This is a genomic window from Antrihabitans auranticaus, assembly GCF_016481275.1.
Lineage (GTDB): Bacteria > Actinomycetota > Actinomycetes > Mycobacteriales > Mycobacteriaceae > Antrihabitans.
In genome coordinates this window covers 494,982-521,407 of the sequence record NZ_JAEMNW010000003.1, presented here as the reverse complement: position 1 = coordinate 521,407, position 26,426 = coordinate 494,982, and the positions used below count along the sequence as shown (strand labels likewise).

The window sequence follows — 26,426 nt, the reverse complement described above, 5'->3', positions numbered from 1 at the left end:
CGCGATTGTGCCTGTAACCGACTCAGGACCGGCTGCGCAGCCCGTTCAGAAAGGGGCATCCGACGAGCACGCGGACCGCTTTGGTCAGCGCCGGGAAATCGGAGACCGGCTCGTTGAACGACAGCCGGACGTCACGATCGCCGTCGGCGAGCTCGACTCGCAGGGTGATTCCGTAGCGATCGATGGCGAGGGGCCGCACGCGACCGCGCCGCAGCAGCGGCGGCAGCCGGCGGGCGAGGAGGTCGACCACGTCGGGGTGGTCGTCGGCCAGATGTTGCAACCAGGCGCCCTCGAGCTGCCAGAACGGGTCCGGACCTGCGAGCCGGAGTTCGTCGACATCCACCGGTTCGGCGCCTGAGGAGTCGGCGACAACGGCCGAACTCAGGCGGAGCCGCACGAGAGACAACGAGTGCCCGACATCGAGCAGTGCCTCCTGCGGGGATTCGGCAGCGACTTCCGCGGCGAGTGCGCGTTCGGCACTGGCCGGGACCGGATGCACCGTCCCGCGGAGCCAGACCAGCGATCGCACCCGTTCACGCAGCGGCAGCGGCGCGAGGTCGGTGAGCTCGAGCACCGCGGGCACACCGCCGTGCCCCGCCTGCCAGGCAAGCGCGAGCACCCGCGAGTCGTTGGGAACTCCGATGACGACGTCGCCGCAGGTCCGCACATGGTGCAGCGCGGTCTGGATGGGGTCGCTGGCGGGAATCGCCAGCACCGCATCCCCCGAGCGCGCAGAGGCGCTACGGACGCGTTCCGCCGTCGTCGGGCCCTGCTGTGTGGTCGCTCGCGCCATCCGTCGCCTCCATCGCTGTACTAAGGTAATCATTACTAAGGTAAACCTAAGCTAAATGATGGCGGCCGCGTTCGCAACACAATGGTCGAATACGGTTGGGTTGTGCCGATTCCGTTGACCCTGGGCGTACCGCGGCGCCGCGACGCGAAGCCCTTGCTTGCCGGCCTGCTCAACCCGCGGTGTACCGACATCGGGGCAGCACGCAGCGTTGTCCAGAACGACGCGATCGGTCCGGCAGTGCTGCTGGACGGCGAGAACGGGCTTTTGTCAGCCGTTAGTCCGACCTCGCTGCAGCCCGTGCGATTCCATCTCGACTGTGCGGGCAGTGACCTGCCGGAAGTCCTCTCGACACGCCTTGCGGCACCGCTCGTCGTGTTCGTCGACAGCATGACCCCCGACGTAACTCGTGAACTCGCCACCGCGGGCCACAGCGTGGGGTTGCGCTTGTCGGATCCGATCGACAACCTCGCCGATTGCCTCGCCGTCCTGGCGCACACCGACGTGGGTTTCGTAGCGCGAACAGACGACGGCGCCGGTGTGGTCGCGGCGCTTGCCGCAACGGTCGCTGCACTGTCCGGCGCCGACATTCGCGTGGCCTTGCGCGCACCTGACGTCGCGGCGCTGCTGTCCCTTCACCCCGACGCCGCAGATGCGGTTCGGCAGGTTCTGCTCGGTGTCGAGGTCACCGATCCAGCCGCGGTCATCGAGTACCTCGTTGGCGTAGGACTTCGCTGAGAGTCAACCGTTCGGTGGACGGGAAGTTCAACCGTCAGGGTGTTTCGGTCGACCGCGAAAGGGCGAACCATTCGAGGTATGACCACGACGGCTATTCGTAAGGATCAGGGCGAGCCCGAAATTCACAATCCCTACCTCGAAGGCAACTACGCACCGGTTGACCGTGAGGTGACGGCAACCCAGCTCGACGTCACAGGAACCATCCCCGACTACCTGGACGGCCGCTACCTGCGCAACGGTCCGAACCCGATCACCGTCGACCGGTCCACCTACGAGTGGTTCACGGGTGCCGGCATGGTGCACGGCCTGCGGATCCGGGATGGCAAGGCGGAGTGGTACCGGAACCGATGGGTCCGGTCGGGCGCGGTCGCGCGCGATTTCGGCGAGAAATGGCCCGGCGGACCGTTGCAGGGCGGGCTCGACTTCGCGTCCAACACCAACGTCATCGGCCATGCGGGTCGCACCCTCGCGATCACCGAAGCAGGCGTCACGCCCTACGAGTTGAACGACGAACTCGAGACCGTCGGACCGTTCGATTTCTGTGGCACCTTGCGCGGCGGCTACACCGCGCACCCGAAGCGCGATCCCGTCAGCGGCGAATTGCACGCCGTTTCCTACAGCCCTTTCCATGGGAACCGGGTGCAGTACACGGTGACCGGCACCGACGGACTCATCAAGCGCGCCATCGAGATTCCGCTCGGCCAGAGCCCGATGATGCACGACTTCTCGCTCACGGAGCGGTACGTGGTCCTCTACGATCTGCCGGTCGTCCTCGATCTCGCTGCCGTCTTCAAGGGCAAGACGATGCGCACGATCGCAACGCAATTGACCAAGTTCGCCACGAAATACCCAATGCCCGGGCCGATGGAGAGCGCGGTCCAGCGAGCTTCTCGGCTGCGGGCGCCCGATGTCCCGCTGCCGTACCACTGGGACCCGAAACATCGCGCACGGGTCGGCGTGCTGCCGCGCGACGGCGTTGCGAGCGATATTCGGTGGTTCGACGTCGGGCAGTGCTACGTCTACCACCCGCTTAATGCCTACGACGACGGTGACCGGATCGTGCTCGACGTTGTACGGCACACCAAGGTTTTCGACGGCACGGGTCCCATCGGCGGCCCGACCACGCTCGATCGCTGGACCGTGGACCTGACCGCCGGACAGGTGCGCGAGGAGCGCCTCGACGACCGGGTGCAAGAGTTTCCGCGGGTCGACGAGCGGCTCGTCGGCAAACGCCATCGGTACGGGTACGCAGTAGGCCACGATCGCGATCAAGAGGGCTTCCCGACCCCGGATTCGATCCTCAAGCACGACCTGACCACCCAGTCGACCGAGACGGTTCGTTTCGGCCGGAATTCGCAGCCGGGCGAATTCGTCTTTGCGCCGCGCACTGCTGACGCAGCGGAGGACGACGGTGTGCTCATGGGCTTCGTCTACAACGCCGACGCCGGCAAGAGCGATCTCGTCTTCCTCGACGCGGCAAGCCTCGAGACCGTCGCGACTGTGCACCTGCCGGCTCGCGTGCCCAACGGATTTCACGGTAACTGGATCGAATCCTGACCTATGGTCGTCCGATGAGCGGTCGGGCAGCGGATCGGCGGTGGGACAGTTCGTTCTGGTTGTGGGACCTCTACGTGGTCGGCGGCTGTGCAGCCATCGCAATCGGGTTGTTCTTCGTCGGTGATCCCGCCGCCCCGCACCCGCTCTGGGGAGCTCTCGCGCTGTGCGGCATAGCGGCCTGCCACCTGGTCGTCGGACGGCGGGTCATTCTTTCCCGCGAGCGCGGCTGGCGCGCGCAAGCCTTCGTTGCGGCGATCCTGGTGCTGTTCGTTGCGGCCGTGCTCTTCGCGCCTGCGAGCATGTCGGCGATTGTCGTGCTGTATCCGCTGACGTTCATGTCGCTGCCGTTGGGCAAAGCGCTGGCGGTCACGACTCTGGTCACTGCGATTCCGGTTGTCACGGTGGTCGTGAAGTTCGGGTGGGACGCAGCGCAAACGCGGATGGTGCTCAGCGTCGGGCTGATGGCGTTCGTCGTTGCGCCGTTGATCGGAACCTGGATCACCCGCACGGTGCTGCAGAGCGAGGAGCGCGCCGACCTCCTCGATGAACTCGCGGCGCGCAGAGCGGACGTCGAGCGACTCTCGCGAGACGCCGGCACCGCGGCCGAGCGCGCGCGGTTGGCGCGCGAAATACACGACACCCTCGCGCAGGGTTTCACCAGCATCGTGGCGCTCGCCCAAGCCATCGAATCAGAACTGGATAGTGCTCCTGAGCAGGCAAAACGGCACCTTGCGCTGGTCGCGTCGACTGCGCGGGAGAACCTCGTCGAAGCGCGGGCAATGGTCGCGACGCTGACACCGTCCGCGCTCGGCGCGGGAACGCTGGTCGACGCGGTCCGTAGGCAAGCGCAGCGGTTGGCGCTCGAGTCGGGCATCGCGGTCGAGGTCGAAGCGCCAGCGGACCTGCGCCGCCTGCCGACCGCGGCCGAGGTGGTGCTGCTGCGCTCGGCACAGGAAGCGTTGGCGAACGTCGGACGGCATGCGCATGCCACCAGGGTGACCGTGCACATCGAGGAAACGGCTGATGGGGTTCTGCTGCGAACCGTCGACGACGGGGCAGGTTTCGATGTCACCAGCGTCGAGGGCTACGGGCTCAGCGGTATGCGCGCCCGCGCCGAAGAAGCCGGCGGCAGTTGCAGGGTGTCGAGCACACCGGGTGCGGGGACAGCTGTGGAAGTGGAGGTTCCCGCATGATCACCGTCCTGCTCGTCGACGATCATCCGGTCGTTCGCGAAGGTCTGCGCGGAATGCTGGACGCGGAGCCCGACCTGCAGGTGGTCGGCCAGGCGGGATCGGGTGCCGAGGCGATCGCGCTTGCCGCGGCGCTACAACCCGACGTCACGATGATGGATCTGCGGATGCCCGGCATGGACGGCGTCGAGGCGACAGAGCTAATTCTTGCGCAGCGGCGTGATGCCAAGGTCGTCGTCGTCACGACGTACGAGACCGATGCCGACATCCTGCGCGCGGTCGAGGCCGGCGCGGCGGGCTACCTGCTGAAAGACGCGACCCGCACCGAACTGGCAGACGCGGTTCGTGCGGCCGTTCGGGGCGAAACGGTATTGGCACCGTCGGTCGCAACTCGACTGGTCCGCCGGGTGAGGACACCCCCGTCGGCCACTCTGACCGGTCGCGAAGTCGAAGTGCTCGGTCTCGTCGCGAAAGGTATGACGAACGTCGATATCGGTGCAGCCCTGCACATCGGGGAAGCCACGGTGAAGACGCACCTACTGCGCGCGTTCGCGAAGCTGGACGTATCGGACCGGACTGCCGCTGTCACCACGGCGATGGCACGCGGCCTGCTGGCCTAGTTCTTCAGCTGAATCCGGATCACGTTGCCGCGTGCCTGGTCGACAACCCACAATTCGTCGTCGACGACCGCCATGTCCGAAATGTCCTGCGCACTGCCGAGTCCGCCGATCGGTTTGCCAGTTTCTGCGCCGGTCGCAAGGTCGTACCTGCGAACCTCGCTGGTTATCGCGTCGACGACGAAGGCGTATTCGTCGGTCAGGGTTGCCGCGGTGAACTTCCCGACCTGCAACGGCGGCAACGGATCACCGTCGTCCGAATCGAAGCGCAGGATCTTGTCGAGCGAACTGTTCCAGGTGTAGATGACGCCGTCCCGGACGTCGATGATGCCGGCCGTCCCGCGGACCTCGAAGGGATCGCCGAGTGTTGTGCCCGTTGCGGTGTGGATCTTGACGATCTGCTCGCTGTCCTGCAGCAGCACGTAGACGGCACGGTCGTAGTAGGCGATCGAGGAAGGCTTCTCGCCAACCGTGATCGGGCTTCCGACGATGGTGCCGTCGGTCGCCTGGAAACGGGTAACTGTGCCCTCGGCGAGGTGGCTGGACCACACGATGTCGTCGCCGTAGATGAAGGCGGCAACGTTGCTCGTGAATTCGTGCGGCGGGCCGACGACCTTGGTATCCACATTGACGGGTGTGAGCCAGTTGGCGTAGTTCTGCACCCAGGCCTGCCCGCTGCCGACCGCGATGTTGCTCGGGCTGCCCTCGGGGAGCTTTATCTCCTCCGGCACACGCGTCGTCGGATCGATCCGGTAGACAGCACCGCCATCGAAGTCGGCGATCCAGGCGTACCGGTCGTCGAAGATCAGATCCCGCGGTGATAGGCCGACCTCCAACGGATCGCCCTCGATGGCACCGATGACCGGCTGTTCCGGCGGTGTGGGGTCCACCGGTTTGTCGTCGCGACCGAAGAACATCAGAGCGCCGACGACGACGGCGATCGAGACGACAGCTGCCGCGCCGCCGAGCCACCACTTCTTGCCGCGCCCGGTCGTCGGACTGGGGGTCGACGGTGGTGCGCCACCAGGGTCGGAGAAACCACCGGCGCCGGGTGGGAGCGACGGATGCTGTCCGGGGCCTGTGGGTGGCCAGCTGTGGGGTCCAGCAGGATTCGTGCCGGGTGGTAGCGACGTGACGACAGTGCGGGGCGCTGGTGCCGGCAGCGCGCGCTTGGCCGCGAATGCGAATTCGCCGGTCGAACCGAATCGATTCTCCGGTTGCAACGCCATCGACCGTTTCACGACGCGGTCCAGTTGCTCCGGCAGACCTGGGACGAGTGTCCTGATCGACGGCGAGTTCGTCGACATGTGGCCCCACATCTTGGCGGTGATTGTGTCCGTGGGGTATGGGACTTGACCGGTCAGGGTGTGGAACAGCACGCAACCGAGTTCGTACACATCGCAGCGGGCGTCGACACTGTAGCCCTGGATCTGCTCCGGAGCGATGTAGTCCATGCTGCCCATGACGATCCCGGTCTGGGTCAGGCCCGGTCCGTTGGCGGTGGTCGATTTGGTGAGGCCGAAATCGGTCAGATAGGCACGCGGTGTGCCTTGTACGTCCGCGATCAGAATGTTGGCCGGTTTCACATCTCGGTGGACGAGCCCGTGGGCGTGCGCCGCATCCAATGCGCTGCCGATTTGCGAGATGATCTCTATCGCGAGCTGCGCAGGCAGGCGCCCGCGCGTTTCCAGTAGGCGGCCGAGATCGGTGCCGTTGATGTAGCGCATCGTCACGTAGAGCAGATCGCCCTCTTGGCCGGCGTGATAGATCGGCACGATGTTGGGGTGCTCGAGCGCTGCCGCCAGCTCGGACTCGCGCTTGAAGCGTTCGCGGAAGGTGTACTCCCGCGCGAAATCCGGGGCGATCACCTTCATCGCGACCGGGCGGTTCAGGGCGAGATGCCGGGCGCGGTAGACCACACCCATTCCGCCTTGCCCTGCGATGCCTTCGATCCTGTGACCGGCGACGACAGAGCCGATCTCCAGTCCGCTCATCCTGCGATTGTCGCAGGACAGCGACTGCCCGGGAAACAGAATGTGAATCGCGCACGCCTCTCGGGCGTGACCCGAGTTGTGTTGCGTAACCTCGTTGTCGTGCCGCGTATCGCGTACTTCGGGCCATCCGGAACCTTCACCGAGATGGCACTTGCGAAGTTGGAATCCGAGGGTGCATTCGACGAACCCGTGGAACGGGTGTCGGCCCCGAGCCAGACCGCCGCGCTGGAGCTGGTCCGGGCAGGGGCGGTGCACGGCGCCGTCGTGCCGATCGAAAGTTCGGTCGAGGGCGGAATTCCCTCGACGCTCGACTCGCTGGCGCTGGGTTCGCGGTTGCAGATCATCGCCGAGGCAGAGCTCGACGTGACGTTCACGATCCTCGCGAGCGGGCCCATGGCGCTCGGCGACGTGCGGACGATCCGTGCGTATCCGGTCGCGGCCGCTCAGGTGCGGATGTGGTTGGAGGAGCACCTGCCGCAAGCGGAGGTCGCTGTCGCTGCATCGAATTCGGCTGCGGCGGTTGATGTCTCGAAAGGACTTGCCGACGCGGCCGTATCGACCAAGCTCGCCGGCGAGCGGCTCGGCTTGACCGAGCTTGCCGACGGTGTCGCCGATGTCGAGGGCGCCCGCACCCGCTTCGTCTTGGTGACTGCGCCGGGTCGAGCGCCGGAGCGGACGGGTGCGGACCGCACGTCGGTGGTTTTTGCATTGTCGAACGAGCCCGGTGCGCTGATGCGTGCGTTTGCCGAATTCGCAACGCGTGGAATCGATTTGACGCGCATCGAGTCGCGGCCGATGCGCACGCAGATGGGGACCTACCGCTTCTTCCTCGATTGCGTCGGGCACATCGACGACGTTGCCGTCGCAGAAGCGTTGAAGGCGCTGCACCGGACCACGTCGCTGCGGTTCCTCGGATCGTGGCCTGCGGCAACGCCGACCGGCACCCCGCCGCCCTCCGATGCGGAAGCCACGCAGTGGCTGCGCGACGTACGCGACGGGACCGCACGTTCATGAGCGGCAAGCTGATTCTCGTACGGCATGGCGAGACGGAAGGAAACGTCGCAAAGCGGCTCGACACCCGGCTGCCGGGCGCCCCGCTGACCGAACGCGGGATTTCGCAGGCACAGGCACTGAGCCGACGGCTCGCGGCGTCCGCGCCCGCCGCGTTGGTCTCGTCGCACGCCCTACGCGCGCGGCAGACAGCGAGCTACGTCGAGACGGCCACCGGTGTGGAGTTGCAGGTTCGGGACGGTCTGCACGAGGCGCAGGCAGGCGACCTCGAGGATCGGACCGACCAGGAAGCGCACGAGACCTTCAAGAAGGTCTTCCACTCGTGGCACATCGGTGACCTCGCCGTGCGCGTGCCCGGTGGGGAATCGGGCGAGGACGTGCTTGCGCGGTATCTCCCGGTCGTGGCGCAATTGCGGGCCGAGTACCTGGAGAGCGGTGACGGGGGTGACGTGATCGTGGTCAGCCACGGCGCAGCGATCAGGTTGGTCGGTCGGCACCTTGCGCAGGTGCCCGGCCTGTTCGCATCGAACAACCATCTGGACAACACGCAGACCGTGGAGTTGGCGCCCGTCGCGGACGGCTGGGAGTGCACGCGCTGGGGGAGGTTCGCGCCGCCGTTCACCAACGACGTAAGCCCCGTTCCCGACGACCCGATGGGCTGAAGTCAGTCGCTCACGCGGTGGTCTCGCCCGCGTACGCAGTCGCGACAGACGAAAGCCGCCGACGGCGCTCGTAGTCTAGGGAGCCGGATCGAACGCCGACCGGTCCGGCAGTCCCGCGATCAATCCGTTGAATGCCTGCCGCAGCCGCGGCACGGTTCCTGAGCTGAGCGCGGACCACTTGGTGCCGTCTGCGGCCACGCTCGCGGTTGCGATGACCCGGCCATCGCGAGTGTCGAAGACAGCGATGTGGTTCTCGGCCTGTTGTCTTGTGCCGTCGCCGTAGACGAGCGCAACGATTTCCGTGTGCGCGTAGCAGTGCAGCATCGCCGACACGATGACGTTCGAATCACGTTTGGGGACAGCGATTTCGGCGAGGCGGCGCATGCTCGCCGCCGCGTCACCGACGTTGTCGAAGACTTCGCCCAACTGTTGGGTCGGGGCGCTGAAGCCATCGAACACCAGCGGATCGGCCGCACCGAGGGCCGTGACGAGAATACCCGCCAGGTCGGCGCCGGCGTCATCGACGACATACGACTCAGGACCACGTAGCGCCAGCACAACGGTGTCGTCGCCTTTTGCAAGGCAGAGCCGAGACACTGTGTCGCCCACGAACAACCGCAGCGCGACCACCCAGTGCGGACGCCGCAAGATCTGCAACCGCTCGGCGAGGCCCCGGTGGACCTCGCCGTCCTCGATCAAGCCACGACCGGTCAGCGTTGTTTCGGCACTGTCGAATGCGGCGTTGCGAGCGGTCACGTCGTCGAATCTCGGAAATTGGTCGAGCACAACCGGAAGTTCGTCGATCTCGAGCCGGTCCAGCAGCAGGTCCATTTCGTCGGTCGAGAGCGTGACCCGCTCGATGGCGGCAGGTCCGCGATCGGTGCCGAGATCGATCACCGCACTGGCTCAGGTTCTGCACCGATCACCGATGGGATGACCGTCCGGCCGTCGGCGAAATGCTCGAACTTCTTGAGATAGGCGGGCGTTTCGTGCTGTTCGTCGGAATCCGACGAGCCGGCGCGTGGTTGCCCGACCATCGGGCCGAGCGCGCCGCGGTTCGGATCCACGGTGACGGGTGTCCCGACACCGGCAGACTGAGTGGCTACACCGCCGCCAGGAACGCCTGCCGCCACATTGTTGCCGGACCCGATCTGCGCGTTCTGGCCCCACCCCTCCGGCAGGAGGACACCGCCCGCGTTGCCGCCTGCGCCGCCGCCGTAGCCGACGGACCGGGTCGCGTAACTCGAATCGGGCCGGCCGGCCAGCATGGGCGCACCGATGAACGGCGCGCCCGAGGAGACGGAACCGCCTGTGCCGGCGCCGATCACGGACGTTCCGACGTTCACAGCGGTCGATGCGGCGGTCGAAACGACGGCTCCGGCGACCTGTCCGACCTGCGCGGCAGCAGTTTGTACGGCTGGGTTTTGGACGAAAGCGGCGGCTGCCATTCCAGCGGCGCGCACCGGATCTACGACGGCTTGCTCACCCGAGCGACCGGCCTGCGCCGCATCGCCGGCTTCGGGTGCACCGGCACCGTTGGCGAGCGGCGGTGGCGGTACGAATTCGGTCGGCGTCACGACGACCGTCGTCGTCGCTGCCTCGTAGGCTTCCATCACGATTGCTGCGCGAATGTCCATCGCTCGATCGGCCGCCTCGGCGGCTTCCGCTGTCCCATTGAGGACGCCACCGGTGGAGTACGCGACGACCTTCGCCGTCTGCACGGCTGCGATCTCCGGAAGGCTCGGCATGACGACTCGGGCCGTGGTCGACGCGACCGAATTAGCGGCGGTTTTCGTCGCCAGCGTTGCGGCGGTTGCGGCTGCCTGGTCGGCCCAGACTTTGAACTGCCCGAATCGGGTGAGAGCGGCTGCGGCGGTCACGCCCTGCCAACCCACCGCCAGTTCGGCCATCACGCGAGTGAGCGTGAGCGAGGCGTCGGCGTAGGCGGCGGAGATCTGCGTCCACGCAGGTGCCGCCGCGGACAGCGGAACCGGCCCGGCCCCTGCCCACAGAGTTGTGGAGTTCACGGTTGCGGTACGTGGCAGCCAGACGACGCCAGTGATGCCAAGAGTCATGATCGAAGTCCCCTCGATTTCGATGAATGTGGTGGCGAGAGCCTGGTCAGACGCCGCTCGCGGCGACCGACACCGCGTTCGTCAGGTCCTGTCCGACATAGCCCGCGACGTTCATGCGCAGCGTGTTCGCGGCGAAATGCAACTCGGCAATCGTCTTCGCGATCGCCGTGTCGTGAGTTGCGGCAGCGCGGTTGAAGTAGGACGCGGAGAGCACCGAGACTTCTTCGGTGCCGGCGGGCGCGACATGGGTCAGCGGACCACTGAGTCCGGCGGTTGCCTCGAGGCGAGCTGCCAAGGCATCCAGTTCCGCCGCGGCGGCGAGAACGACTTCTGGAACGACGGCAACGATCATGGCTATCAGGCCCCTTCCCGAACAGCGCTTCTTAGATCGATGCCCTACGGCGGCATCGACCCGCTATGGCGGAACCACCGAGAATTCCCCCTCGATCGGTTGGACGTCACGGTTGCCGAATCGGTTCCGTAGAACGCCAAGAAAATCCCCCGCCAGAAATCCCCCGCGGACAGACTAGCCCCAACCCAATCGGTGTAAGCGATCCTCGTCTATGCCGAAATAGTGAGCTATCTCATGTATGACCGTGACTGCGACCTCGTGTATTACTTCGGCCTCGGTCGAACAGATCGAGAGGATCGTGTCGCGGTAGATCGTGACCGTGTCCGGCAGTGAACCGCCGTAGTTGCTGTCCCGCTCGGTCAGCGCGATGCCGTGATAGAGCCCGAGGAGGTCGGGTTCCTCCTCGTTCTGCGCCTCGACCAGGACGACGACGTTGTCGATCGCCGCAGCCAGCTCGCGCGGAATGAGGTCGAGTGCTTCGCCGACCAATTCTTCGAATCGGTCGGCGTCCATCGAAACCGGCATCTGCGCGACTAGCCCGGGGGCTGCGGGAGCGGTGCGGCGCCCGGTAGCGGTGTCGGCAGTGCGCGACCCTCCGGCTCCGGCGGCGGGGGAACAGGCGCCTGACCGTCGATCAGGATGTCGCCCTTGGCGCTGCCGACGATCGGTGCAAACCCGTCGGCGTTGCTCTTACCGACGTGGCAATTGACCTTGCGGCTGCCGGACAGCCAGCTCATCGCGTTGAGCGGTTCGCCCGCGAACGCGGTCAGCGTCTTGTTGCGCAGTGCATCCGGTGAGCCGAGGTAGTCGTCGACGACCTTGCCGCAGGCTTCGTTGAGGAACTTCTGCTGATCCTCTTCCGACGGCGGGCCGCCGGGGAACTGCGTGCTGAGATCGACAAAGCCGGCGACCTCGAAGGCGTGCGGTTGCTTGCAATCGACCATGTCGGTCGCCTGGCTCTGACTGATTCCGAAGCACGTCCCGGTGTCCCAGATCTTCGATTGGTCCTGCCCGAGAACCGGCCCGCCCATCGGCATGAACACGCCGCTCGGCTTGACCAACTTGATACCGCAGAGCAGTGTGCGTTCGCCGGCATTCCAGCCGTCCTGGCCCGGGTTGATCGACCCGACCTCGTACTTGCCGTTCGGGTCGAACTTCATGCGCATGTAGTCGTTGACCGCACCGTCACAGTGCTCCTGCTGCAGTTCGGTGAACCGCAGCACGTCGGGATACGTCGAGCCGGGAGCGAACTCGGTGCCGGGGTACTGACTGAGGTCGATGACTGCCGCGACCTCGAACTTGTGCGGCTCGGCGCAGTCGATCTCACCGATGTCGGCGCCGTCGTTGGTCCACGTGAAGCACGAGCCGCTGCTCGCGCCGAGGAAGGTCTGGCCCTCCGCGCGGCCCGCACTTTCGCCCGGCGGAGTCACCGCGAGGTCGTTGTCCTTCTTGAAGCCGCCCGCGATGAAGATGGTGGCGATGGCCGCGACGATCGCACCGATGGCGACCGCGGCGAGCACTCGCCGTGTCGTTGCCGCAGACATGTGGCGCTTGGCGGCCGTCGGTCCGGCTGCCGGTTTCGCGTCCTTTTCGAGGCTGACCGGGGGATCCGGGATGACCGCGGGCTCCTCCGCCGGTGTCGGCTCGGGGACGGGAACCGGCTCGTCGGGCGTCTTGTCGTCGACGACCTCGACGGGCTCGTCGGCAGGCTTCGACTGTGGTGACTTGTGGTAGAACCGCGCGCCCAGGAAGCGACCGAGGACGGTGGGGGTCTCTGGTTTGGGCTCGTCGGGTGTGTCGTTGGTGCGCATCGGCTCCCATCATGCCCGGTCTCTGCCGCCATGTGGAGCGGACTTTTACAACACATGGGTGACGGACGTGTGCGGCCCCACGTATAACGGTGGTATCGAGAGTGACGGGGGCAACAGTGACGGATGTGCGCGCGATAGGGACGACCAGCGGTCCGAGCGCACGTGAGCGCATCCGCAGCTGGCGATCTCAGGACCGCGTTCGGGTTCCGTCGTCGACGGCCGGGTTGCCCCCGGGCCCGCGCACACCGCTCCCGCTGCAGACGTTCCGGTACTGGTCAGCCAGGGAAAAGTACCTGCCCGGGCTGCACGAACGCTACGGCGACACGTTCACGCTGCGGGTGGCGCCCGCCGGCTGCGTGATCGTCCTGCGCAACCCAGACCACATTCGGGAGATCTTTCGCGGTGATCCCGATGTCTTCCATGCAGGCGAAGGCAATGCGCTGCCGAAGCCTTTGGTCGGTGCGCGGTCTGTTCTCACCCTGGATGCGCCCGATCACAAAGCCGAGCGCCGCCGCATGATGCCGCCGTTCCACGGCGAGCGCATCGCCGCGGTCGCATCGCTGATGGCCGAGGCAGCCGAACGGGAGGTCGCCGGGTGGCCGTTGGATCGCGAGTTCCCGCTGTTGGAGCGAACCCATCAGCTCACGCTCGACATCATCGTGCGAGTTGTCCTCGGCGTCGACGATGCCGGTCGCGCGGCAGAACTCGGCCAGGCGCTGCGCACCGTGCTCGCGTTTCCGCTGCATCAGCTGGCGATGTGGTTGTGGCCGGACCTCGACCGGTTCGGGCCGTGGCGCCGCGCGGTTCGCGATCTGGACCGCGCCGACGCACTCATCTACGCCGAGATCGAACGTCGGCGGCGGGATCCGAACCGCGGGGAGCGGCCGGACGTGTTGTCGATGTTGCTCGCGGGCGATCCAGATTCGAACCTCGTCCGTGACGAGCTGGTCACCTTGCTGGTCGCGGGACACGAAACGACGGCGGTCGGGCTGGCGTGGACGTTCGAGCGGCTACTTCGCCATCCGGCGGCGCTCGCTCGCACGCGCGACGGACTCGACGATCCGGCAGACCCGTACCTGACCGCTGTCGTGAAGGAATCACTTCGCGTTCGGCCGGTGATCTTCAATATCGCACGGCGGCTCACCCAACCCGTCGACCTCGCCGGCTACCACCTGCCCGCGGGTCTGCTGCTTCTGCCTTCGATCGGTGCGGTCCATTCGGATCCGAGAATCTGGGGTGCCGATGTCGCAGACTTCCGGCCGCAGCGGTGGCTCGAATCGACGCCTCCGCCCAACCACGCTTGGCTGCCGTTCGGCGGTGGCACACGGCGTTGCCTGGGCGCGGCGTTCGCGCAGACCGAGATGGAGACCGTTGTCCGGACCGTGCTGCAGCACGTCGACCTCGTCGCGGACCGCCGCGAGGACGAAGGAACCAAAATGCACGGCGTGACGGTCAATCCTGCTCGCGGTGCTCGAGTCCGGGTACTCCGTCGGCTCCGGTAAGGGCGTCGAAGTAGGGTTTGTCACGTGATCGACCTCAAGTTTCTGCGCGAAAACCCTGATGCGGTCCGGACTTCCCAGCGCATGCGGGGTGAAGACCCGGCGCTGGTAGACGCATTGCTCGAGGCCGATGCCGCGCGGCGCAGTGCAGTCGCGACCGCCGACAACCTGCGCGCGGAGCAGAAAGTGCTCGGCAAATCGGTCGGCAAGGCGAGCCCGGAAGAACGGCCTGTGCTGCTCGCGGGTGCCCAGGAACTCGCGGCCAAAGTCAAGGAAGCCGAGGCGGTGCAGACTGCGGCCGACACCGCGATGGACGGCGCGCACCGCGCGATTTCGAATGTGGTCCAGGACGGTGCCCCCGCGGGTGGCGAAGCCGACTTCGTCGTGCTCGAGACGGTCGGCGACGTTCCGTCGTTCGATTTCGAGCCGAAGGACCACCTGGCGCTGAGCGAGGCCCTGAACCTCATCGATATGGAGCGCGGTGCCAAGGTCTCGGGCGCGCGGTTCTATTTCATGACCGGCTACGGCGCGTTGCTCCAGCTCGGGCTGTTGCAGCTGGCGGCGCAGCGCGCGGTTGCCAACGGCTTCCAGATGATGATCCCGCCGGTCTTGGTGCGGCCGGAGATCATGGCCGGTACAGGCTTCCTCGGCGCCCATTCCGACGAGATCTACCACCTCGAAGACGACGACCTCTATCTTGTCGGCACCTCGGAAGTTCCCCTTGCGGGCTACCATTCGGGCGAGATCATCGACCTCACCGCGGGGCCGAAGCGCTACGCGGGCTGGTCGTCCTGCTTCCGCCGCGAGGCCGGCAGCTATGGCAAGGACACGCGTGGCATCATCCGCGTCCACCAGTTCGACAAGGTCGAGATGTTCAGCTACTGCAAGCCGGAGGATGCCGACGCCGAGCATCAGCGCCTGCTCGGCTGGGAACGCGAGATGCTCGCAGCGATCGAGGTGCCGTACCGCGTGATCGATGTCGCCGCAGGCGATCTCGGCTCCTCCGCCGCGCGCAAGTTCGATTGCGAGGCATGGGTTCCCACGCAGCAGACCTATCGGGAGCTGACCTCGACGTCGAACTGCACGACGTTCCAGGCACGGCGTTTGTCGGTCCGGTACCGCGACGAGAACGGCAAGCCGCAGATCGCCGCCACACTGAACGGCACTTTGGCCACGACCCGCTGGATCGTCGCGATCCTGGAGAACCATCAGCAGGCCGACGGGTCAGTGCGCGTGCCGGCAGCGCTCGTGCCGTTCGTCGGCACCGACGTGCTGCGCGTTTAGGTCTTCGGTTCGTCCGAGAAGTCGAACGCCGTGCCCTCGATCCAGGGCTCCAGCGTCTCGACGCTGAACTCCCGGCCGTCGGCTTCGAGTCGGTCGAGGTGGTCTAGGTAGGCGCGCATCGCCTCGCGGGCCGACTTGGTGGACAGCGTCGACAGGAACGCCGACCGTTCGGCATGTAGGCCCTTCGCCAGCGCGGGGTCGCCGTTGACGGACCGTTTGACGGCCGCGACCGCGGCAGCTGAGCGGCGCGAAAGGCGGTGTGCGGTTTCGGTGACGAAGCCGTCGAACTCGGCAACGGGCACAACATGATTCACATAACCCATGTGCAGCGCGTCGGCCGGTGAGAGCGCGGTGCCGTCGAGCATCAATTCGAGTGCGCGCGCGGCGCCGACGGCGCGCGGGAGTCGCTGGGTGCCGCCGCCGCCCGGGATGATCCCGATCAGGATCTCGGGCTGCCCGATCTGGAACGGTCCGTCGGCCATGATCCGGATGTCACACGCGAGCGCGAGCTCGGAACCGCCGCCGAGCGAGCGGCCGTTGATCGCCGCGATGAGCACCTTGTCCATCCGCTGCATGAGCGCGCAGGTTTCGTGGAAGCGCAGCAGCCCGGACACTCCGCTGATCGGCGTTTTTCCGAGCGCAGCCCGCGCACCGGGTACGGCCTCGAGTGCGCTCTGCACACGCAGCGTGCCGCTGGCGAGCGCTTGCGGGAAGGCGATTCCGGCGAGTCCGTCTGTGCTGCCGACCAATTCGCTGACGTCGAAGTGCGAGATGAAGATGCCGTCGAGTGCGCTGGTGAGCACGATCGCGCCGACAGTTCTGTCGTCTTGCACCGAAACGAGCACGTCGTGCCACTCGTCCATGATGTCGGTGGTGAGGAAGTTGTGGGGCGGGTTGTCGATTGTGACTGTGAGAACGCGGCCATCTTGTTCGGTCCGGAGTTTCGGCACCCGTTTTGCTCCTCGGCTAGCCAGTCGGTCGTGCGGTCGCGCATGCGCGTTCCTACTATTCCACCCAAAGCGGGCGCGCCGGGTAATTCCCTTGACGGATGAACGGGCGAGTTGGAAGAGTTGGTGGCATGCGCTTCTCAGCCGGAGAGACTTGACAGTCCACTAATCGGTCGCTTGCCCTTCGCGCCATCGCCTATTCAGGTGTTGGCGACCTCATGCCGCTATACGCGTTGTACGCCTTGCTGTTCGCCGATCATGGGCTGAACACGGCCGAGATCTCGTCGCTGCTCTTCTTCTGGTCGGTGACCGCGTTCGTCTTCGAGGTCCCGTCGGGCGCGTGGGCCGACACGGTGTCGCGGCGCAAGCTGTTGATTCTCGGCCCGGTGCTGATTGCATTGGGCTTCGCGACGTGGACGGTGTTTCCCTCCTACGAAGGATTCGCGCTCGGCTTCGTGCTGTGGGGCATCGGCGGCTCGTTGCAGTCGGGGACGTTCCAGGCGTTGGTTTACGACGAACTCGCGGCTCGGTCCGCGGCCCGCGAATATCCGCGCATCATCGGTTTCGCCACCTCTGCTTCCGAGTTGGGCGCGCTACTCGGCATTCTGTCTGCGGCGCCGCTGTATGCATGGGGCGGATACGTTCTGGTCGGCTGGGTGAGCGTCGGCGTCGCGATTGTGCAGGCGCTGCTCGCGATCTCCCTGCCCGCGGCACCGAAGGCGGCATCAGTCGCGGCGGTTGCGGATATCGATGACGAGGAAGACCTCGAGGACGTCGAGGATGTGCCGAGCGGCGTCACAACCTATCTTCGGATGCTGCGGACGGGAATCTCGGAAGCCCTGCGGCACAAGACGGTCCGTCGCGGCGTGCTGCTGAGTTCGGTGCTGTTCGGCTTCACTGCGTTCGACGAGTACTTCGGGCTGCTGGCGGAGGAGAACGGCGCGGAAACCGGATTCATCCCGATCCTTATCGGTTTGACGGTTGCAGGTTCGCTCGTGGGTTCGGCGATTGCGGGCCGGACCGCCTCGATGAGTGCTCGCACGATGGCGTGGGCGCTGGTCGTGTCGGGTGCGGCCCTCGCGATCGGTGCGTCGATCGGCGGGTCCGGTTGGGCAGGTATTGCGGGTTTCGCGGCAATCGGCGTCGGCTACGGCATCATCAGCAACGCGATCGTCGTGAGCGACGCACGTCTGCAGGACGCGATCGACGGTCCGGCCCGCGCGACGGTGACGTCGGCATCGGGCCTCATGTCCGAGGTGGTCGGCCTGGCGATCTTCGGCTTCTTCGCGCTCGGTTCGGTGTGGCTGTCGGTCGCACCGTTGGTCGCCCTGTGCGGTGTTCCGGTCGTGCTTGCCGCGTTGGTTGTGCCGAGGTGGCTCCCCGCCGTGCGCACGGAACCTGTCGACGCGCGTCGATAGCGTCCCTTAGGCTGTCGGCGTTGCTGCACCGAGCGGTTCGATCCAACAGAGGTTTGACGGGCTTTGAAGAAAATCGACCACAGGCCATCGGTTGTGCTGACGGGTGCGCTGCTGGCGGTTATCGCGCTCGCGGGTTTGATCACGATTGCGCGGCTCTCCACCGATTCCGTCGGTGACCAGACGCCGACCGGTCAGCAGACACCACTGACGGACACCGTGCCCGCGGTGCAACTGCCCGGAACCGCCGCGCCGGCACAGGCGAATCCCGCGCCGATGGAAGATCCGCTGCTGTCGGCCGGCACGGTGACTCGACAGGATTGCCAACTGCCGGCGTGGTCGGACAATCCGAACTACGTGAAGGTGTTCGTGCTCGTCGCGCTGGGTTGCCTCAACAATGCGTGGCAGCCCGTCCTGACCGGATTGCACGTCCCGTTCGAACCCGCGCAGGTCGAGCTGACCGGCGATGTCACGACGATGGACTGTGGCCGTCCACCCGAGCGCAACAGCTTCTACTGCGACGGCACGATCTTCCTCGTGCCGGAAAGCTATCTCGGTACGAGCGCGGGTCCCGCGAGCATCCCGGCGGCAGCGGTCAGCATGCTCGCCCACGAATACGGTCATCACCTGCAACATTTGGCGGGGACGCTCGCGGAGTCGACGACGCGGATCACTGCCGCCGGCCGCCGCTCCGCGGCGGGGTTGGAGCTGGCGCGTCGAGTCGAGTTGCAGGCGCAATGTTTGTCGGGAATGTTCATGGGCGCGGCGTTCGACCCGCCGAGTATCGAACTCGCTCGGCAGGACAATTTCCTGCGGGGAGATTCGGCCGGTGCCGATCCCGATCATGGCACGCCGCAGAACTTCGGCACCTGGTTCATGACGGGTGTGACGCGAAACGTGTTGCAGGAGTGCGATACCTGGACGGCGTCGCCGGAGGCGGTGCGTTAGACGGGGTCGAATGTCCCGGCGCCGATTTCGCGCAGCACTTCCTTCATGGTGTCGTAGCGCTGCGGCCCGACCTCGGCACGCCACGCGTGCTCGACCGCCGCGATCTGGCGGTCGGCGGCCTCGACGAGGTTGTGGCCCAACGGCGTTCGGACGACGAGCCGAACCCGCCGGTCCGTCGCCAAACGCCGACTCGTCACCATCCCCTCGGTTTCCATCGCATCGACGAACTCGCCGAGGGATTGTTTGGTCATGCCGGAGAGCGCCGCGAAGTCGGTGATCCGAATGCCTTCCTCGGGGATCAATTGCAACAGGCGGACGTGGCTGCCCCGTGGCTGCGGTGCCGCCGAAAGGGCGGAGAGGTCCCGGCGCAGGCGCCGTCGCACTCCTTCGACCAGCGCGAACATGTGATCGGGTAGGAACTCGGAGGCCTTGCGCATATTTATCAGGTTACCTTACTATTCTCGAAAGGGAAGGTAACCTGACCTTTCTGTGGAGAAGGATGGTGCGATGAGTGCCGACTTGTTTTCGATTGCAGCACTCGAGCCGGACGAGTTGACCCGCGTCGTGTCGACCGCCGTGGGACGCACCGTCGCTGTGCGGTCTGTGCGCACGCAGTCCTTTCCGTATCAGTGGGGTTCGATCCCGACGGCTGGACTCTGGCGCGTCGACGTCGCGCACGATTCCGGCGAGTACAGCTTCTTCGTCAAACTGCTGCGCAATCCGCGACTGTGGCCTTTCGCGGACCGGATTCCCGAGCACCTGCGCGAGGAATTTATGGACTATCTGCCGTGGCGGTTCGAGCTCGACATGTACGACGCCGGTATTGCCGACGTACTGCCGGCCGGAATGCGGATGCCCACGCTGCACCACGTTCGGCGCGTCGCAGACGACTACGTAGTCCTGTGGTGGGAATTCGTCGAAACGTCCCAGCAGCCTTGGGTAATCGCAGATTTCGAGCGAACAGCATTTCTCCTCGGCGAGCTCGCTGCCCGGCGCCGCGTCGGCAATCCGGTCAACGATCGGTTGCCGCTGATCTGCCGAAGTTCCGAATATCAAGGGGCGCTTCGCTATTACACGGAGGGCCGGGTGCTGCACGGCGCCGTTTCCGAAATCCGTGACGACCAAATCTGGCGGTCGCCGTTGCTGGCGGAGGCGGTCGAGTACGTCGACGATCGGGACCTCCGCAACGACATGCTCGCAGTTGCCGACCGCATCCCGAAGATTCTGGATCGGCTCGAGGAACTACCGCAGACCTACGCGCACGGTGACGCGAGCCCGCAGAACCTGCTGATTCCTGCGGCCGACTCTTCCGAGCGGATCGTGATCGACTGGGGCTTCGGCACGCCCCTCGCGATCGGGTTCGACCTCGGGCAACTTCTGGTTGGCTTGGCGCACGCCGGTGAACTCGACCCGGAAGCCCTGGCGGGCATCGAAGCGGCGATCCTGCCCGCGTACTGCGCAGGTCTGACAGCGCAGGGATACGACCACGATGTCGCCGATGTGCGATACGGATTCGCCGGATCGCTGGTTGCGCGGTCCGCGCTGTGCGCGATTCCCACCGAAATGCTCGAGCAACCCGTCGACGACGCCGCCCGTGCGGTCATGATCGCGCGTCTGCGGCTAACTCGAAAACTCGTCGACATGGCACAGTCTCTGGAGTGATTGCGCAGCGTCGGCACCGAATCGGAGTGCTCGCCGCTATCGCGGTCGGGATGTCGGTTTCCGGTCAGGCGCGCATCAACGGTGCCCTTGGGCATGCGCTCGACGACGGTGTCGCGGCAGCGGCGCTCAGCTTCGGACTGGGGCTTGTACTGCTCAGCATCGGACTTGCCGCCAGCGCGCGTATGCGAGCCCAACTCTCCGCAGTCCGCGTCGCACTGCGGACACGAACGCTCGCGCCCTGGCAGTGTCTCGGTGGGTTGTGCGGCGCCTTCTACGTTGCCTGTCAGGGAATCACGATCGCTTTGATCGGCGTCGCAGTCTTCACGGTCGCAGTGGTCGGCGGGCAGTTGCTCAGCAGCCTGTGGGTCGACCGCGCCGGAATCGGCCCAGGTGCGCCCAGCCCGGTGACGTCGAACAGAATCTTCGGGGCCGTACTTGCCCTCGTCGCGGTTGCGATCGCGAGCTCGGGCCGGTTCGACGCGGGGTGGTCGGCGATCGGCTGGGCGATTCTGCCTGCGGTCGCAGGCGTCGGGCTGGCGTGGCAGCAGGCCGTGAACGGCCGGGTTGCGGCAGCGAGTGGACCGATGATGGCGACGTGGGTCAATTTCGTCGTCGGCACCGCGGCATTGCTCGCGATTCTTGTCGGCAAGGGCCTCGTCGCCGATTTCCCGGACGACCTCCCGACCGAGCCGTGGCTCTATGTCGGTGGTGCGCTGGGAGTTGCGCACATCGCCGCCGCAGCCGTGGTGGTTCGGTGGATCGGCGTTCTGCTGCTCGGCCTCGGCGCAATCGCAGGGCAATTGCTCGGCGCCGTTGCCCTCGACCTCCTGGCGCCAGCGGGCGCCGGGCTGTCTGCGACCGTCCTTGCCGGTTCGGTGCTGACGTTGGTCGCCGTCGCGATAGCAAGCGTGTCACGGCGTCCGATCGGTACGCCGAAGTAACTCGCGGTTTGCTGCGCGACGCGACGGGGTACAGGGATCCGGAGCGTCTGTGAACTGGCAGCGCACGGAGTACGAAAGAGCAGCTGATGGACGAGTTGAACACACGGGGTGGTCGCCGGCAGCAGGCATTCGGGCGGCGCATGAACGATTGGCTGAGCGCGACGGCTCCCCAGCTCGCGGTGGTCGGCACTATAGCGCTGACGATGTTCGTTTCGGTGGTGCCGATGCGGTGACACGCCGGAAACTCCGGATTTCCCCCAGATCAAGATCGCCGTTTGGTCACGGAACGGCTTCTGGTTCGGATACGATTTTTTTTCGGCATCCGCGGGGCTTTGCCGACCGTGGATGAATGGAGCGAAAAATGAAGCGATCGGCAGCACTGCTGGTCTCTATCTTGATCAGTGGCCTGATGTGGGCAAGCACGCCGACCGTGTCGGCCGCCCTGACGCCCGAGGCAGATCTCATCGCCCGCATCAACGAGTTCAGGGCCGGCGGCGGCGTACCCGACCTCGCACTCGATCCGGGGCTCAGCGCGGTCGCGCAATCTTGGGCAGAAACAATGGCGCGCAACGGCGCCGGCAGTCATAACCCGGCACTGTCGCAGGTCGTTCCGCCCGGCTGGCGGGCCATCGGCGAGAACGTCGGGTGGGGCGGCGATATCGCTGCCATCGACAACTTTCTCCGGAACTCCCCGGTGCATGCCGCCAACATGCTCAATGCCCAGTTCAATCGAATCGGCATCGGCGTCGTGAACGCCGGCGGCAAGCTCTGGGTCGTCGAGGACTTCGGGGCCTATTAGCCGAGCTTGCGCGACCGGAGTTCGTGACCTTTCGACGTCAGGCAGCGTCCCGTAGGCAGGTCCCACTGCCAACCGTGCAGGTTGCACGTCAGCTTCTCGCCTTCGACCACACCGAACTTGGAGAGGTCCGCCTTCAGGTGCGGGCAACGCCGCTGGACCTCCCAACCGGCAAGCTCGGCTGATGCGGAGTCGTCATGCGACTCGGAGAACCAGCCGTCGGCGTACGCGATCCGCTCGTCGGTGAGGCACTTGAAGAACGTGTACAAGAACTCGTTGTAGCCGCCGATGCGCCAGGCCTCGAAACGAGTCGACAGGAAGATGCTGTTGACCCAGTCGGGTTCGTTGTCGCGCAACACGGTTCGGACGAGCTCGGGCGCGATGCGGAATCCGTAGCGGTATTTTCCGTCGCCTTCGGCCTTCGCGCGGACGGTCCGAGCCGGAAAGTCGAGTACGACGGTCTCCTCGCCCATGACCAGCCCGACCGGATAGCCGATGCCGTCACAGATCAGATCGCTCTGCGCCATCAACGGCTCGAAGAACGCCTTCAAGGGTTCGAGTAGCGGTTCGCCTCCGGCGGGTGCCCACGAGGCTTTCTCTGCTGCGAGGACCGGCTCCATCCGCTGCGCCATGTCCTCGATGTAGGCAGCCTTGTTGTCGAAGATCGTCATCGGATCGACCGGATGCGTGAGCGTCAGCTCGGCGCCCTTCAGATCGGCCGTCGAGCCGGGGATCATCATGACGCCGCGATCGTTGCCGTGGATCCGCATCTGCTCGAGGAACACGATCTGATCCGGGAAGATGTTGCCCTCGTCGCCGTGATCGTCGTTGAGGTAGCGCAGCGCGGGATCGAGGAACACCGGCGGACCGGCGGACGGCACCACCCACGTCGCGTCGACCTGCTCGATGTAGCTGCGGCACCTGTCCATCCCGCGCTGGCGCTTCTGCTTGCCGAAGTTGGCCTTGGTGCGCTTGGGGATGTCGTAGACCATCGGGTACCAGATCGCGCCCGAGTACTGCAGGAGATGAATGTCGATCTTGCCGAACTGGTCGTGGAGCACGTCCATGTCGACCGGGCGAGCGTCGTTCATGTTGAAGCACGTCGTCTCGCCGTCGGAGACGACGAGACCCGAGTCACCGATGGGTCCGTCGGCGGGTGCGCGTAGCGCGATGATCATGATGTCCAGACCACCGACCGTGTGCTTCACGGAGTCTTCGGTCTCGAAGAACTTGGTGAAGCCCAGCGCCTCGAGCTCACGCTTCAGGTCTGGCACCGGGTAGTCCGGCAGCAGAACCGTCGCATCCTTGTTGACATGCTTGGCGAGATTGACGGGATCGAAGTGGTCTTTGTGCAGGTGGCTGACGTAGAGGTAATCGCAGTTGCCGAGGGTGTCCCAATCGAGCTGGGAGTTGTCCGGAAACGGGAACCAAGACGCGAAGTAGGCAGGATTCACCCAGGGGTCACAGAGGATCGACCCCGCTTCCGTCTGGATATGAAATCCCGCGTGCCCGACGCTGGTGACCTGCACAGTGCCTAACCTCCTGAGTATTCCGCGGGTACCAGCGTAGGCGGTGGGCGCTGACTACCAGAATCGATCGCCCCCAAAACGGGTCCTGTCGGCGTCGGTGGTCCTGTTAAGATCCCCGGGATTGAACCTAGGCGCGAAGGTGGCCATGCCGAACGTTGCGGGAATTCAGTTCATGCGTGGCATCGCGGCACTCGGGGTGGTCGTCTACCACGCCTGTTTCCTCAGCGTCGACTACGCGGCCGGCAGCGTCTACTACGTCGGTATGAGCGTCGGCATGGCCGGTGTCGACCTGTTCTTCGTCATCAGCGGCTTCGTCATGGTGATCAGTACGTACAGGGAATTCGACAATCCCAGCGAACCGAGCAGGTTCGCGGCCTATCGACTCAGCCGAATACTGCCGCCGTACTGGATTCTGACCACCGTCGTGCTCGCGTATTACCTGTACAACCCGGGTGGCGTGAATGCCGAACACGGCGGAGTCGACGTGGTCGCGTCGTACTTGCTGTTACCGAGCAACCTGTTGCCGCTCGTGCCGGTGGCCTGGACGCTCGTGTACGAGATGATGTTCTACGGAATCTTCTTCCTCCTGATCCTCTTCGTTGCTCGCAAGTACCTCGGTCCGGCGCTTCTAGCGTGGGCGCTTGCAATCGTCGCGAACGGAATCCTGCTCAGCTACACCACTTTCGGGCTGGACACGCTGCCACTGCACCCGTTCAATCTCGAATTCATCGGCGGTGCGCTCGTGGGCCTGCTGTTCATGACGAAGGGCATCCAGTCGGTCCGCTGGTCGGTCGCGGCGTTGACGGCCGGGGTGTGCGGGTACGTGGGCCTGGCGTTGCTGTTCCAGTTCGTCCACGCGGCCGACCTCAGTTCGTACTACGTTCGGATCGGCTTGTTCGGCATTCCGGCACTCTGCTTGGTATACGGCTGTGTCGCACCGGCATTCGCCGACCGTGGACCCGTCGGCTGGATTCTTCTCGTCGGCGAATTCTCGTACTCGCTGTACCTCGTCCACATCATCGTCATTCATGTCGGGTACCGCGTATTCACCAAAGTGCTCGGCGCCGATCTGGGGCTGGCCGCAAACGCCGCCCTTGCAGCTGTTCTCATCGCGAGTTCCGTAGCCGCGGGCTGGATCTTCTACCGACTGGTCGAACGCCCGAGTTGCGTTGCAGCCAAACGCTTACTGCTCAACCTGCGCGCGCGAAAGCACCTGGCCTTCCAGCAGACCTAGCTGCCTACTGCTCCCGCACGCACGCATCGACACCGTTGATGACGCCGTCGCGGTACGCCTCGACTCGCGTGAATCCTGCGCCCTGGCGGTCCGCGTCACCTGCGGCCCGGAAGATCAGCAGCGCCTTGATCGCTTCGTCGAGATCGCCTGGAGAGATGGTGTACGTGCTCGACTCGGCCCTGTTGCGCAGGACGACGCTCGCCGTCCAACTTCCGGCGAAGCAGTCCGCGCGAAGCGAGGCGATCTGTTCCTCCGATGTGTCACCCGCTCGCGACAGAGCTGCGAGTCCGTACTGGGTTGCGAGCAACGTTGCAACGGCGAAATCGCCGCCCTGGCGGTAGAAGCCGGGCATGGCGTCGACGTTGTCGAATCCGATGTAGTCGTCGGGCACGCAGTAGAACAGCACGTAGTCGGCGGTCGACTCGTCGCCGCACTTCGGCGCGCGATCGGGGTCGAACGCCTCGATTCCGCGCAAGGGCGTCCACGGCTTCCCGGTCAGCTCGGGGAACACCTTCGACCAGTAGTCCTCGAGGTCGTACGGCACGCCGTTGATGATTTGGTCGTACGGGGCGTCGCCGCCACGCTCGGCGTCGAGAGAGTCGGTGAACGGCAGCTCGATCACGGCGGGGGACCCGTCGCTGTAGTCCTTGCATGCCTCCACGCCGTTGTCGTAACCGGTCTGGAACGAGGAGACGCGGTCGAAACCGCTGCCGTGTGCAGAGGGGTCGTCAGCAGAGGTACCCGGTACGTCACGCAACTCGAGAATGCCGGCCAGGGCATCGTCGAGATCGGCCTCGCTGACGTCGAAGACCTTGTCCTCGACCGCGTGTGCGGCCCAGGCTCCCGCAAAGCAGTCGGCCTGGATCTCCCGCGTGACGGTGATCCCCTCGAACTGGGCTCGAGCCTGGACGGCGTGGCCCCATTCGTGCGCGAGCACGACCGGGATGACGAAGTCGCCGAACCGTTCTCGAAGACTCGGGAGCAGTCCTTCGACGTCCCATGCGACGACATCCTTGTTCGGGCAGTAGAAAGCGTTGCCGGAGATGTCCTGAGCCGAAGTCGCACACGGCGGAAGGTCGCCCGACGACGGTGTCACGGCATAGAAACCGCCGGTCACCGGTTCGTACGGGCTGCCGTACAGGGCGGGGTATTCGGTATCCCACCAGTCCTGCAGGTCGGAGATCGCGCTCACCACGATGTCGTTGACCGGGTCCGACGCGTCGCCGTTGATCTGAACATCCGACGCCGTCGGTTTGTCTGCGGAGCTGTCGTCCTGCGAATTTCCGCTCACGTCGTCCTTGCCGCTGCTGCACCCTGCGAGCAGTAGGACAGCCGCTACCGCAAGAACTTTCATCGTCCGCATCAGTGGATCGT

The 26,426-nt window shown here is 65.6% G+C and carries 26 protein-coding genes; 15 read left to right on the top strand and 11 right to left on the bottom strand.

Annotated features, from left to right (window positions below; genetic code table 11):
- Window positions 1-22: 22 nt before the first annotated feature.
- Window positions 23-793, bottom strand: coding sequence for a DUF2470 domain-containing protein (locus tag JGU72_RS16690; RefSeq protein ID WP_199685061.1), 771 nt, complete (start codon window positions 791-793; stop codon window positions 23-25).
- Window positions 794-895: 102 nt separating this feature from the next.
- Between JGU72_RS16690 and JGU72_RS16685 the strand changes: the two genes are divergently transcribed.
- From JGU72_RS16685 to JGU72_RS16670, 4 genes are all read left to right on the top strand, one after another.
- The gene (locus JGU72_RS16685) at window positions 896-1,528 is read left to right on the top strand and encodes a hypothetical protein (RefSeq protein WP_199685060.1); all 633 of its coding nucleotides are present in this window, start codon (window positions 896-898) and stop codon (window positions 1,526-1,528) included.
- Between the two features lie 78 nt (window positions 1,529-1,606).
- Window positions 1,607-3,085: a carotenoid oxygenase family protein gene (locus JGU72_RS16680; RefSeq protein ID WP_199685059.1), complete on the top strand. Its 1,479-nt coding sequence runs from the start codon at window positions 1,607-1,609 to the stop codon at window positions 3,083-3,085.
- A 14-nt stretch (window positions 3,086-3,099) separates the two neighbouring features.
- The gene (locus tag JGU72_RS16675; protein WP_199685058.1) at window positions 3,100-4,278 is read left to right on the top strand and encodes a sensor histidine kinase; all 1,179 of its coding nucleotides are present in this window, start codon (window positions 3,100-3,102) and stop codon (window positions 4,276-4,278) included.
- Entirely contained in the window at window positions 4,275-4,895 is a 621-nt protein-coding gene (locus JGU72_RS16670) for a response regulator (RefSeq protein WP_199685057.1), read from the top strand. The genes JGU72_RS16675 and JGU72_RS16670 overlap by 4 nt, the downstream gene beginning before the upstream one ends.
- Here the strand turns inward: JGU72_RS16670 and JGU72_RS16665 are convergent.
- A complete protein-coding gene (locus JGU72_RS16665) occupies window positions 4,892-6,886 on the bottom strand; it encodes a serine/threonine-protein kinase (protein WP_199685056.1) in 1,995 nt (664 codons plus the stop codon). The genes JGU72_RS16670 and JGU72_RS16665 overlap by 4 nt on opposite strands.
- A 99-nt stretch (window positions 6,887-6,985) precedes the next feature.
- Between JGU72_RS16665 and pheA the strand changes: the two genes are divergently transcribed.
- Both pheA and JGU72_RS16655 read left to right on the top strand, forming a co-directional pair.
- Window positions 6,986-7,900, top strand: coding sequence for a prephenate dehydratase (pheA, locus tag JGU72_RS16660; RefSeq protein WP_199685382.1), 915 nt, complete (start codon window positions 6,986-6,988; stop codon window positions 7,898-7,900).
- Window positions 7,897-8,559 (top strand): histidine phosphatase family protein, encoded by a 663-nt coding sequence (locus JGU72_RS16655; protein WP_199685055.1) that lies wholly within the window; start codon window positions 7,897-7,899, stop codon window positions 8,557-8,559. Before pheA ends, JGU72_RS16655 begins: the two co-directional genes overlap by 4 nt.
- 75 nt (window positions 8,560-8,634) lie before the next feature.
- Here JGU72_RS16655 and JGU72_RS16650 read toward each other — a convergent pair whose 3' ends face one another.
- The 5 genes from JGU72_RS16650 to JGU72_RS16630 all read right to left on the bottom strand — a co-directional run bounded on the left by JGU72_RS16650 (window position 8,635) and on the right by JGU72_RS16630 (window position 12,530).
- Window positions 8,635-9,456 (bottom strand): ESX secretion-associated protein EspG, encoded by an 822-nt coding sequence (locus tag JGU72_RS16650; RefSeq protein WP_199685054.1) that lies wholly within the window; start codon window positions 9,454-9,456, stop codon window positions 8,635-8,637.
- Entirely contained in the window at window positions 9,453-10,634 is a 1,182-nt protein-coding gene (locus JGU72_RS16645; protein ID WP_199685053.1) for a PPE domain-containing protein, read from the bottom strand. Before JGU72_RS16645 ends, JGU72_RS16650 begins: the two co-directional genes overlap by 4 nt.
- A 46-nt stretch (window positions 10,635-10,680) precedes the next feature.
- Complete coding sequence (locus JGU72_RS16640; protein ID WP_199685052.1) at window positions 10,681-10,986, bottom strand: PE domain-containing protein; 306 nt, start codon at window positions 10,984-10,986, stop codon at window positions 10,681-10,683.
- A gap of 174 nt (window positions 10,987-11,160) precedes the next feature.
- Complete coding sequence (locus tag JGU72_RS16635) at window positions 11,161-11,511, bottom strand: metallopeptidase family protein (protein ID WP_199685051.1); 351 nt, start codon at window positions 11,509-11,511, stop codon at window positions 11,161-11,163.
- Window positions 11,512-11,519: 8 nt separating this feature from the next.
- Window positions 11,520-12,530 carry a septum formation family protein gene (locus tag JGU72_RS16630; protein ID WP_199685380.1) on the bottom strand — a complete coding sequence of 337 codons (1,011 nt, stop codon included), beginning with the start codon at window positions 12,528-12,530 and terminating at the stop codon, window positions 11,520-11,522.
- A 368-nt stretch (window positions 12,531-12,898) separates the two neighbouring features.
- Between JGU72_RS16630 and JGU72_RS16625 the strand changes: the two genes are divergently transcribed.
- Both JGU72_RS16625 and serS read left to right on the top strand, forming a co-directional pair.
- Window positions 12,899-14,299, top strand: coding sequence for a cytochrome P450 (locus JGU72_RS16625; RefSeq protein WP_199685050.1), 1,401 nt, complete (start codon window positions 12,899-12,901; stop codon window positions 14,297-14,299).
- 24 nt (window positions 14,300-14,323) lie between these two features.
- Window positions 14,324-15,580 (top strand): serine--tRNA ligase, encoded by a 1,257-nt coding sequence (gene serS / locus JGU72_RS16620; RefSeq protein ID WP_199685049.1) that lies wholly within the window; start codon window positions 14,324-14,326, stop codon window positions 15,578-15,580.
- Here serS and JGU72_RS16615 read toward each other — a convergent pair.
- Window positions 15,577-16,530: an enoyl-CoA hydratase/isomerase family protein gene (locus JGU72_RS16615; protein WP_199685048.1), complete on the bottom strand. Its 954-nt coding sequence runs from the start codon at window positions 16,528-16,530 to the stop codon at window positions 15,577-15,579. The genes serS and JGU72_RS16615 overlap by 4 nt on opposite strands.
- Window positions 16,531-16,745: 215 nt before the next feature.
- On the opposite strand from JGU72_RS16615, the gene JGU72_RS16610 reads away from it, so the two are divergent.
- Together JGU72_RS16610 and JGU72_RS16605 are read left to right on the top strand one after the other, a co-directional pair.
- On the top strand, window positions 16,746-17,945 hold the full coding sequence (locus JGU72_RS16610; protein ID WP_199685047.1) for an MFS transporter: 1,200 nt from the start codon (window positions 16,746-16,748) through the stop codon (window positions 17,943-17,945).
- A 63-nt stretch (window positions 17,946-18,008) separates the two neighbouring features.
- Window positions 18,009-18,890 carry a neutral zinc metallopeptidase gene (locus tag JGU72_RS16605; RefSeq protein WP_199685046.1) on the top strand — a complete coding sequence of 294 codons (882 nt, stop codon included), beginning with the start codon at window positions 18,009-18,011 and terminating at the stop codon, window positions 18,888-18,890.
- Here JGU72_RS16605 and JGU72_RS16600 read toward each other — a convergent pair.
- Window positions 18,887-19,327 carry a MarR family winged helix-turn-helix transcriptional regulator gene (locus JGU72_RS16600; protein ID WP_199685045.1) on the bottom strand — a complete coding sequence of 147 codons (441 nt, stop codon included), beginning with the start codon at window positions 19,325-19,327 and terminating at the stop codon, window positions 18,887-18,889. The two genes, JGU72_RS16605 and JGU72_RS16600, sit on opposite strands and share 4 nt — an antisense overlap.
- 70 nt (window positions 19,328-19,397) lie before the next feature.
- Between JGU72_RS16600 and JGU72_RS16595 the strand changes: the two genes are divergently transcribed.
- The 4 genes from JGU72_RS16595 to JGU72_RS16580 all read left to right on the top strand — a co-directional run bounded on the left by JGU72_RS16595 (window position 19,398) and on the right by JGU72_RS16580 (window position 22,292).
- Entirely contained in the window at window positions 19,398-20,552 is a 1,155-nt protein-coding gene (locus JGU72_RS16595; RefSeq protein WP_199685044.1) for a phosphotransferase, read from the top strand.
- On the top strand, window positions 20,549-21,493 hold the full coding sequence (locus JGU72_RS31250) for a DMT family transporter (protein ID WP_307828476.1): 945 nt from the start codon (window positions 20,549-20,551) through the stop codon (window positions 21,491-21,493). The genes JGU72_RS16595 and JGU72_RS31250 overlap by 4 nt, the downstream gene beginning before the upstream one ends.
- A gap of 86 nt (window positions 21,494-21,579) precedes the next feature.
- Entirely contained in the window at window positions 21,580-21,726 is a 147-nt protein-coding gene (locus JGU72_RS16585) for a hypothetical protein (protein WP_199685043.1), read from the top strand.
- A gap of 128 nt (window positions 21,727-21,854) precedes the next feature.
- Window positions 21,855-22,292, top strand: a complete 438-nt coding sequence (locus JGU72_RS16580; RefSeq protein WP_199685042.1) for a CAP domain-containing protein — start codon at window positions 21,855-21,857, stop codon at window positions 22,290-22,292.
- Here JGU72_RS16580 and JGU72_RS16575 read toward each other — a convergent pair.
- Window positions 22,289-23,818 carry a Rieske 2Fe-2S domain-containing protein gene (locus JGU72_RS16575; protein ID WP_199685041.1) on the bottom strand — a complete coding sequence of 510 codons (1,530 nt, stop codon included), beginning with the start codon at window positions 23,816-23,818 and terminating at the stop codon, window positions 22,289-22,291. The genes JGU72_RS16580 and JGU72_RS16575 overlap by 4 nt on opposite strands.
- 145 nt (window positions 23,819-23,963) lie before the next feature.
- Here JGU72_RS16575 and JGU72_RS16570 point away from each other — a divergent pair, with 145 nt between their 5' ends.
- Window positions 23,964-25,052 carry an acyltransferase family protein gene (locus JGU72_RS16570; RefSeq protein ID WP_199685040.1) on the top strand — a complete coding sequence of 363 codons (1,089 nt, stop codon included), beginning with the start codon at window positions 23,964-23,966 and terminating at the stop codon, window positions 25,050-25,052.
- Window positions 25,053-25,056: 4 nt separating this feature from the next.
- On the opposite strand, the gene JGU72_RS16565 is transcribed toward JGU72_RS16570, so the two are convergent.
- Window positions 25,057-26,415, bottom strand: coding sequence for a neutral zinc metallopeptidase (locus tag JGU72_RS16565; protein WP_199685039.1), 1,359 nt, complete (start codon window positions 26,413-26,415; stop codon window positions 25,057-25,059).
- Window positions 26,416-26,426: the final 11 nt, after the last annotated feature.

Excerpts from the sequence above, each read along its gene's own strand:
- JGU72_RS16690 (WP_199685061.1), bottom strand. The coding sequence starts at position 793 with ATGGCGCGAGCGACCACACAGCAGGGCCCGACGACGGCGGAACGCGTC.
- JGU72_RS16680 (WP_199685059.1), top strand. The coding sequence starts at position 1,607 with ATGACCACGACGGCTATTCGTAAGGATCAGGGCGAGCCCGAAATTCAC.
- JGU72_RS16675 (WP_199685058.1), top strand. The coding sequence starts at position 3,100 with ATGAGCGGTCGGGCAGCGGATCGGCGGTGGGACAGTTCGTTCTGGTTG.
- JGU72_RS16670 (WP_199685057.1), top strand. The coding sequence starts at position 4,275 with ATGATCACCGTCCTGCTCGTCGACGATCATCCGGTCGTTCGCGAAGGT.
- JGU72_RS16665 (WP_199685056.1), bottom strand. The coding sequence starts at position 6,886 with ATGAGCGGACTGGAGATCGGCTCTGTCGTCGCCGGTCACAGGATCGAA.
- JGU72_RS16655 (WP_199685055.1), top strand. The coding sequence starts at position 7,897 with ATGAGCGGCAAGCTGATTCTCGTACGGCATGGCGAGACGGAAGGAAAC.
- JGU72_RS16645 (WP_199685053.1), bottom strand. The coding sequence starts at position 10,634 with ATGACTCTTGGCATCACTGGCGTCGTCTGGCTGCCACGTACCGCAACC.
- JGU72_RS16640 (WP_199685052.1), bottom strand. The coding sequence starts at position 10,986 with ATGATCGTTGCCGTCGTTCCAGAAGTCGTTCTCGCCGCCGCGGCGGAA.
- JGU72_RS16635 (WP_199685051.1), bottom strand. The coding sequence starts at position 11,511 with ATGCCGGTTTCGATGGACGCCGACCGATTCGAAGAATTGGTCGGCGAA.
- JGU72_RS16630 (WP_199685380.1), bottom strand. The coding sequence starts at position 12,530 with ATGTCTGCGGCAACGACACGGCGAGTGCTCGCCGCGGTCGCCATCGGT.
- JGU72_RS16610 (WP_199685047.1), top strand. The coding sequence starts at position 16,746 with ATGCCGCTATACGCGTTGTACGCCTTGCTGTTCGCCGATCATGGGCTG.
- JGU72_RS16600 (WP_199685045.1), bottom strand. The coding sequence starts at position 19,327 with ATGCGCAAGGCCTCCGAGTTCCTACCCGATCACATGTTCGCGCTGGTC.
- JGU72_RS16595 (WP_199685044.1), top strand. The coding sequence starts at position 19,398 with ATGAGTGCCGACTTGTTTTCGATTGCAGCACTCGAGCCGGACGAGTTG.
- JGU72_RS16585 (WP_199685043.1), top strand. The coding sequence starts at position 21,580 with ATGGACGAGTTGAACACACGGGGTGGTCGCCGGCAGCAGGCATTCGGG.
- JGU72_RS16580 (WP_199685042.1), top strand. The coding sequence starts at position 21,855 with ATGAAGCGATCGGCAGCACTGCTGGTCTCTATCTTGATCAGTGGCCTG.
- JGU72_RS16570 (WP_199685040.1), top strand. The coding sequence starts at position 23,964 with ATGCCGAACGTTGCGGGAATTCAGTTCATGCGTGGCATCGCGGCACTC.
- JGU72_RS16565 (WP_199685039.1), bottom strand. The coding sequence starts at position 26,415 with ATGCGGACGATGAAAGTTCTTGCGGTAGCGGCTGTCCTACTGCTCGCA.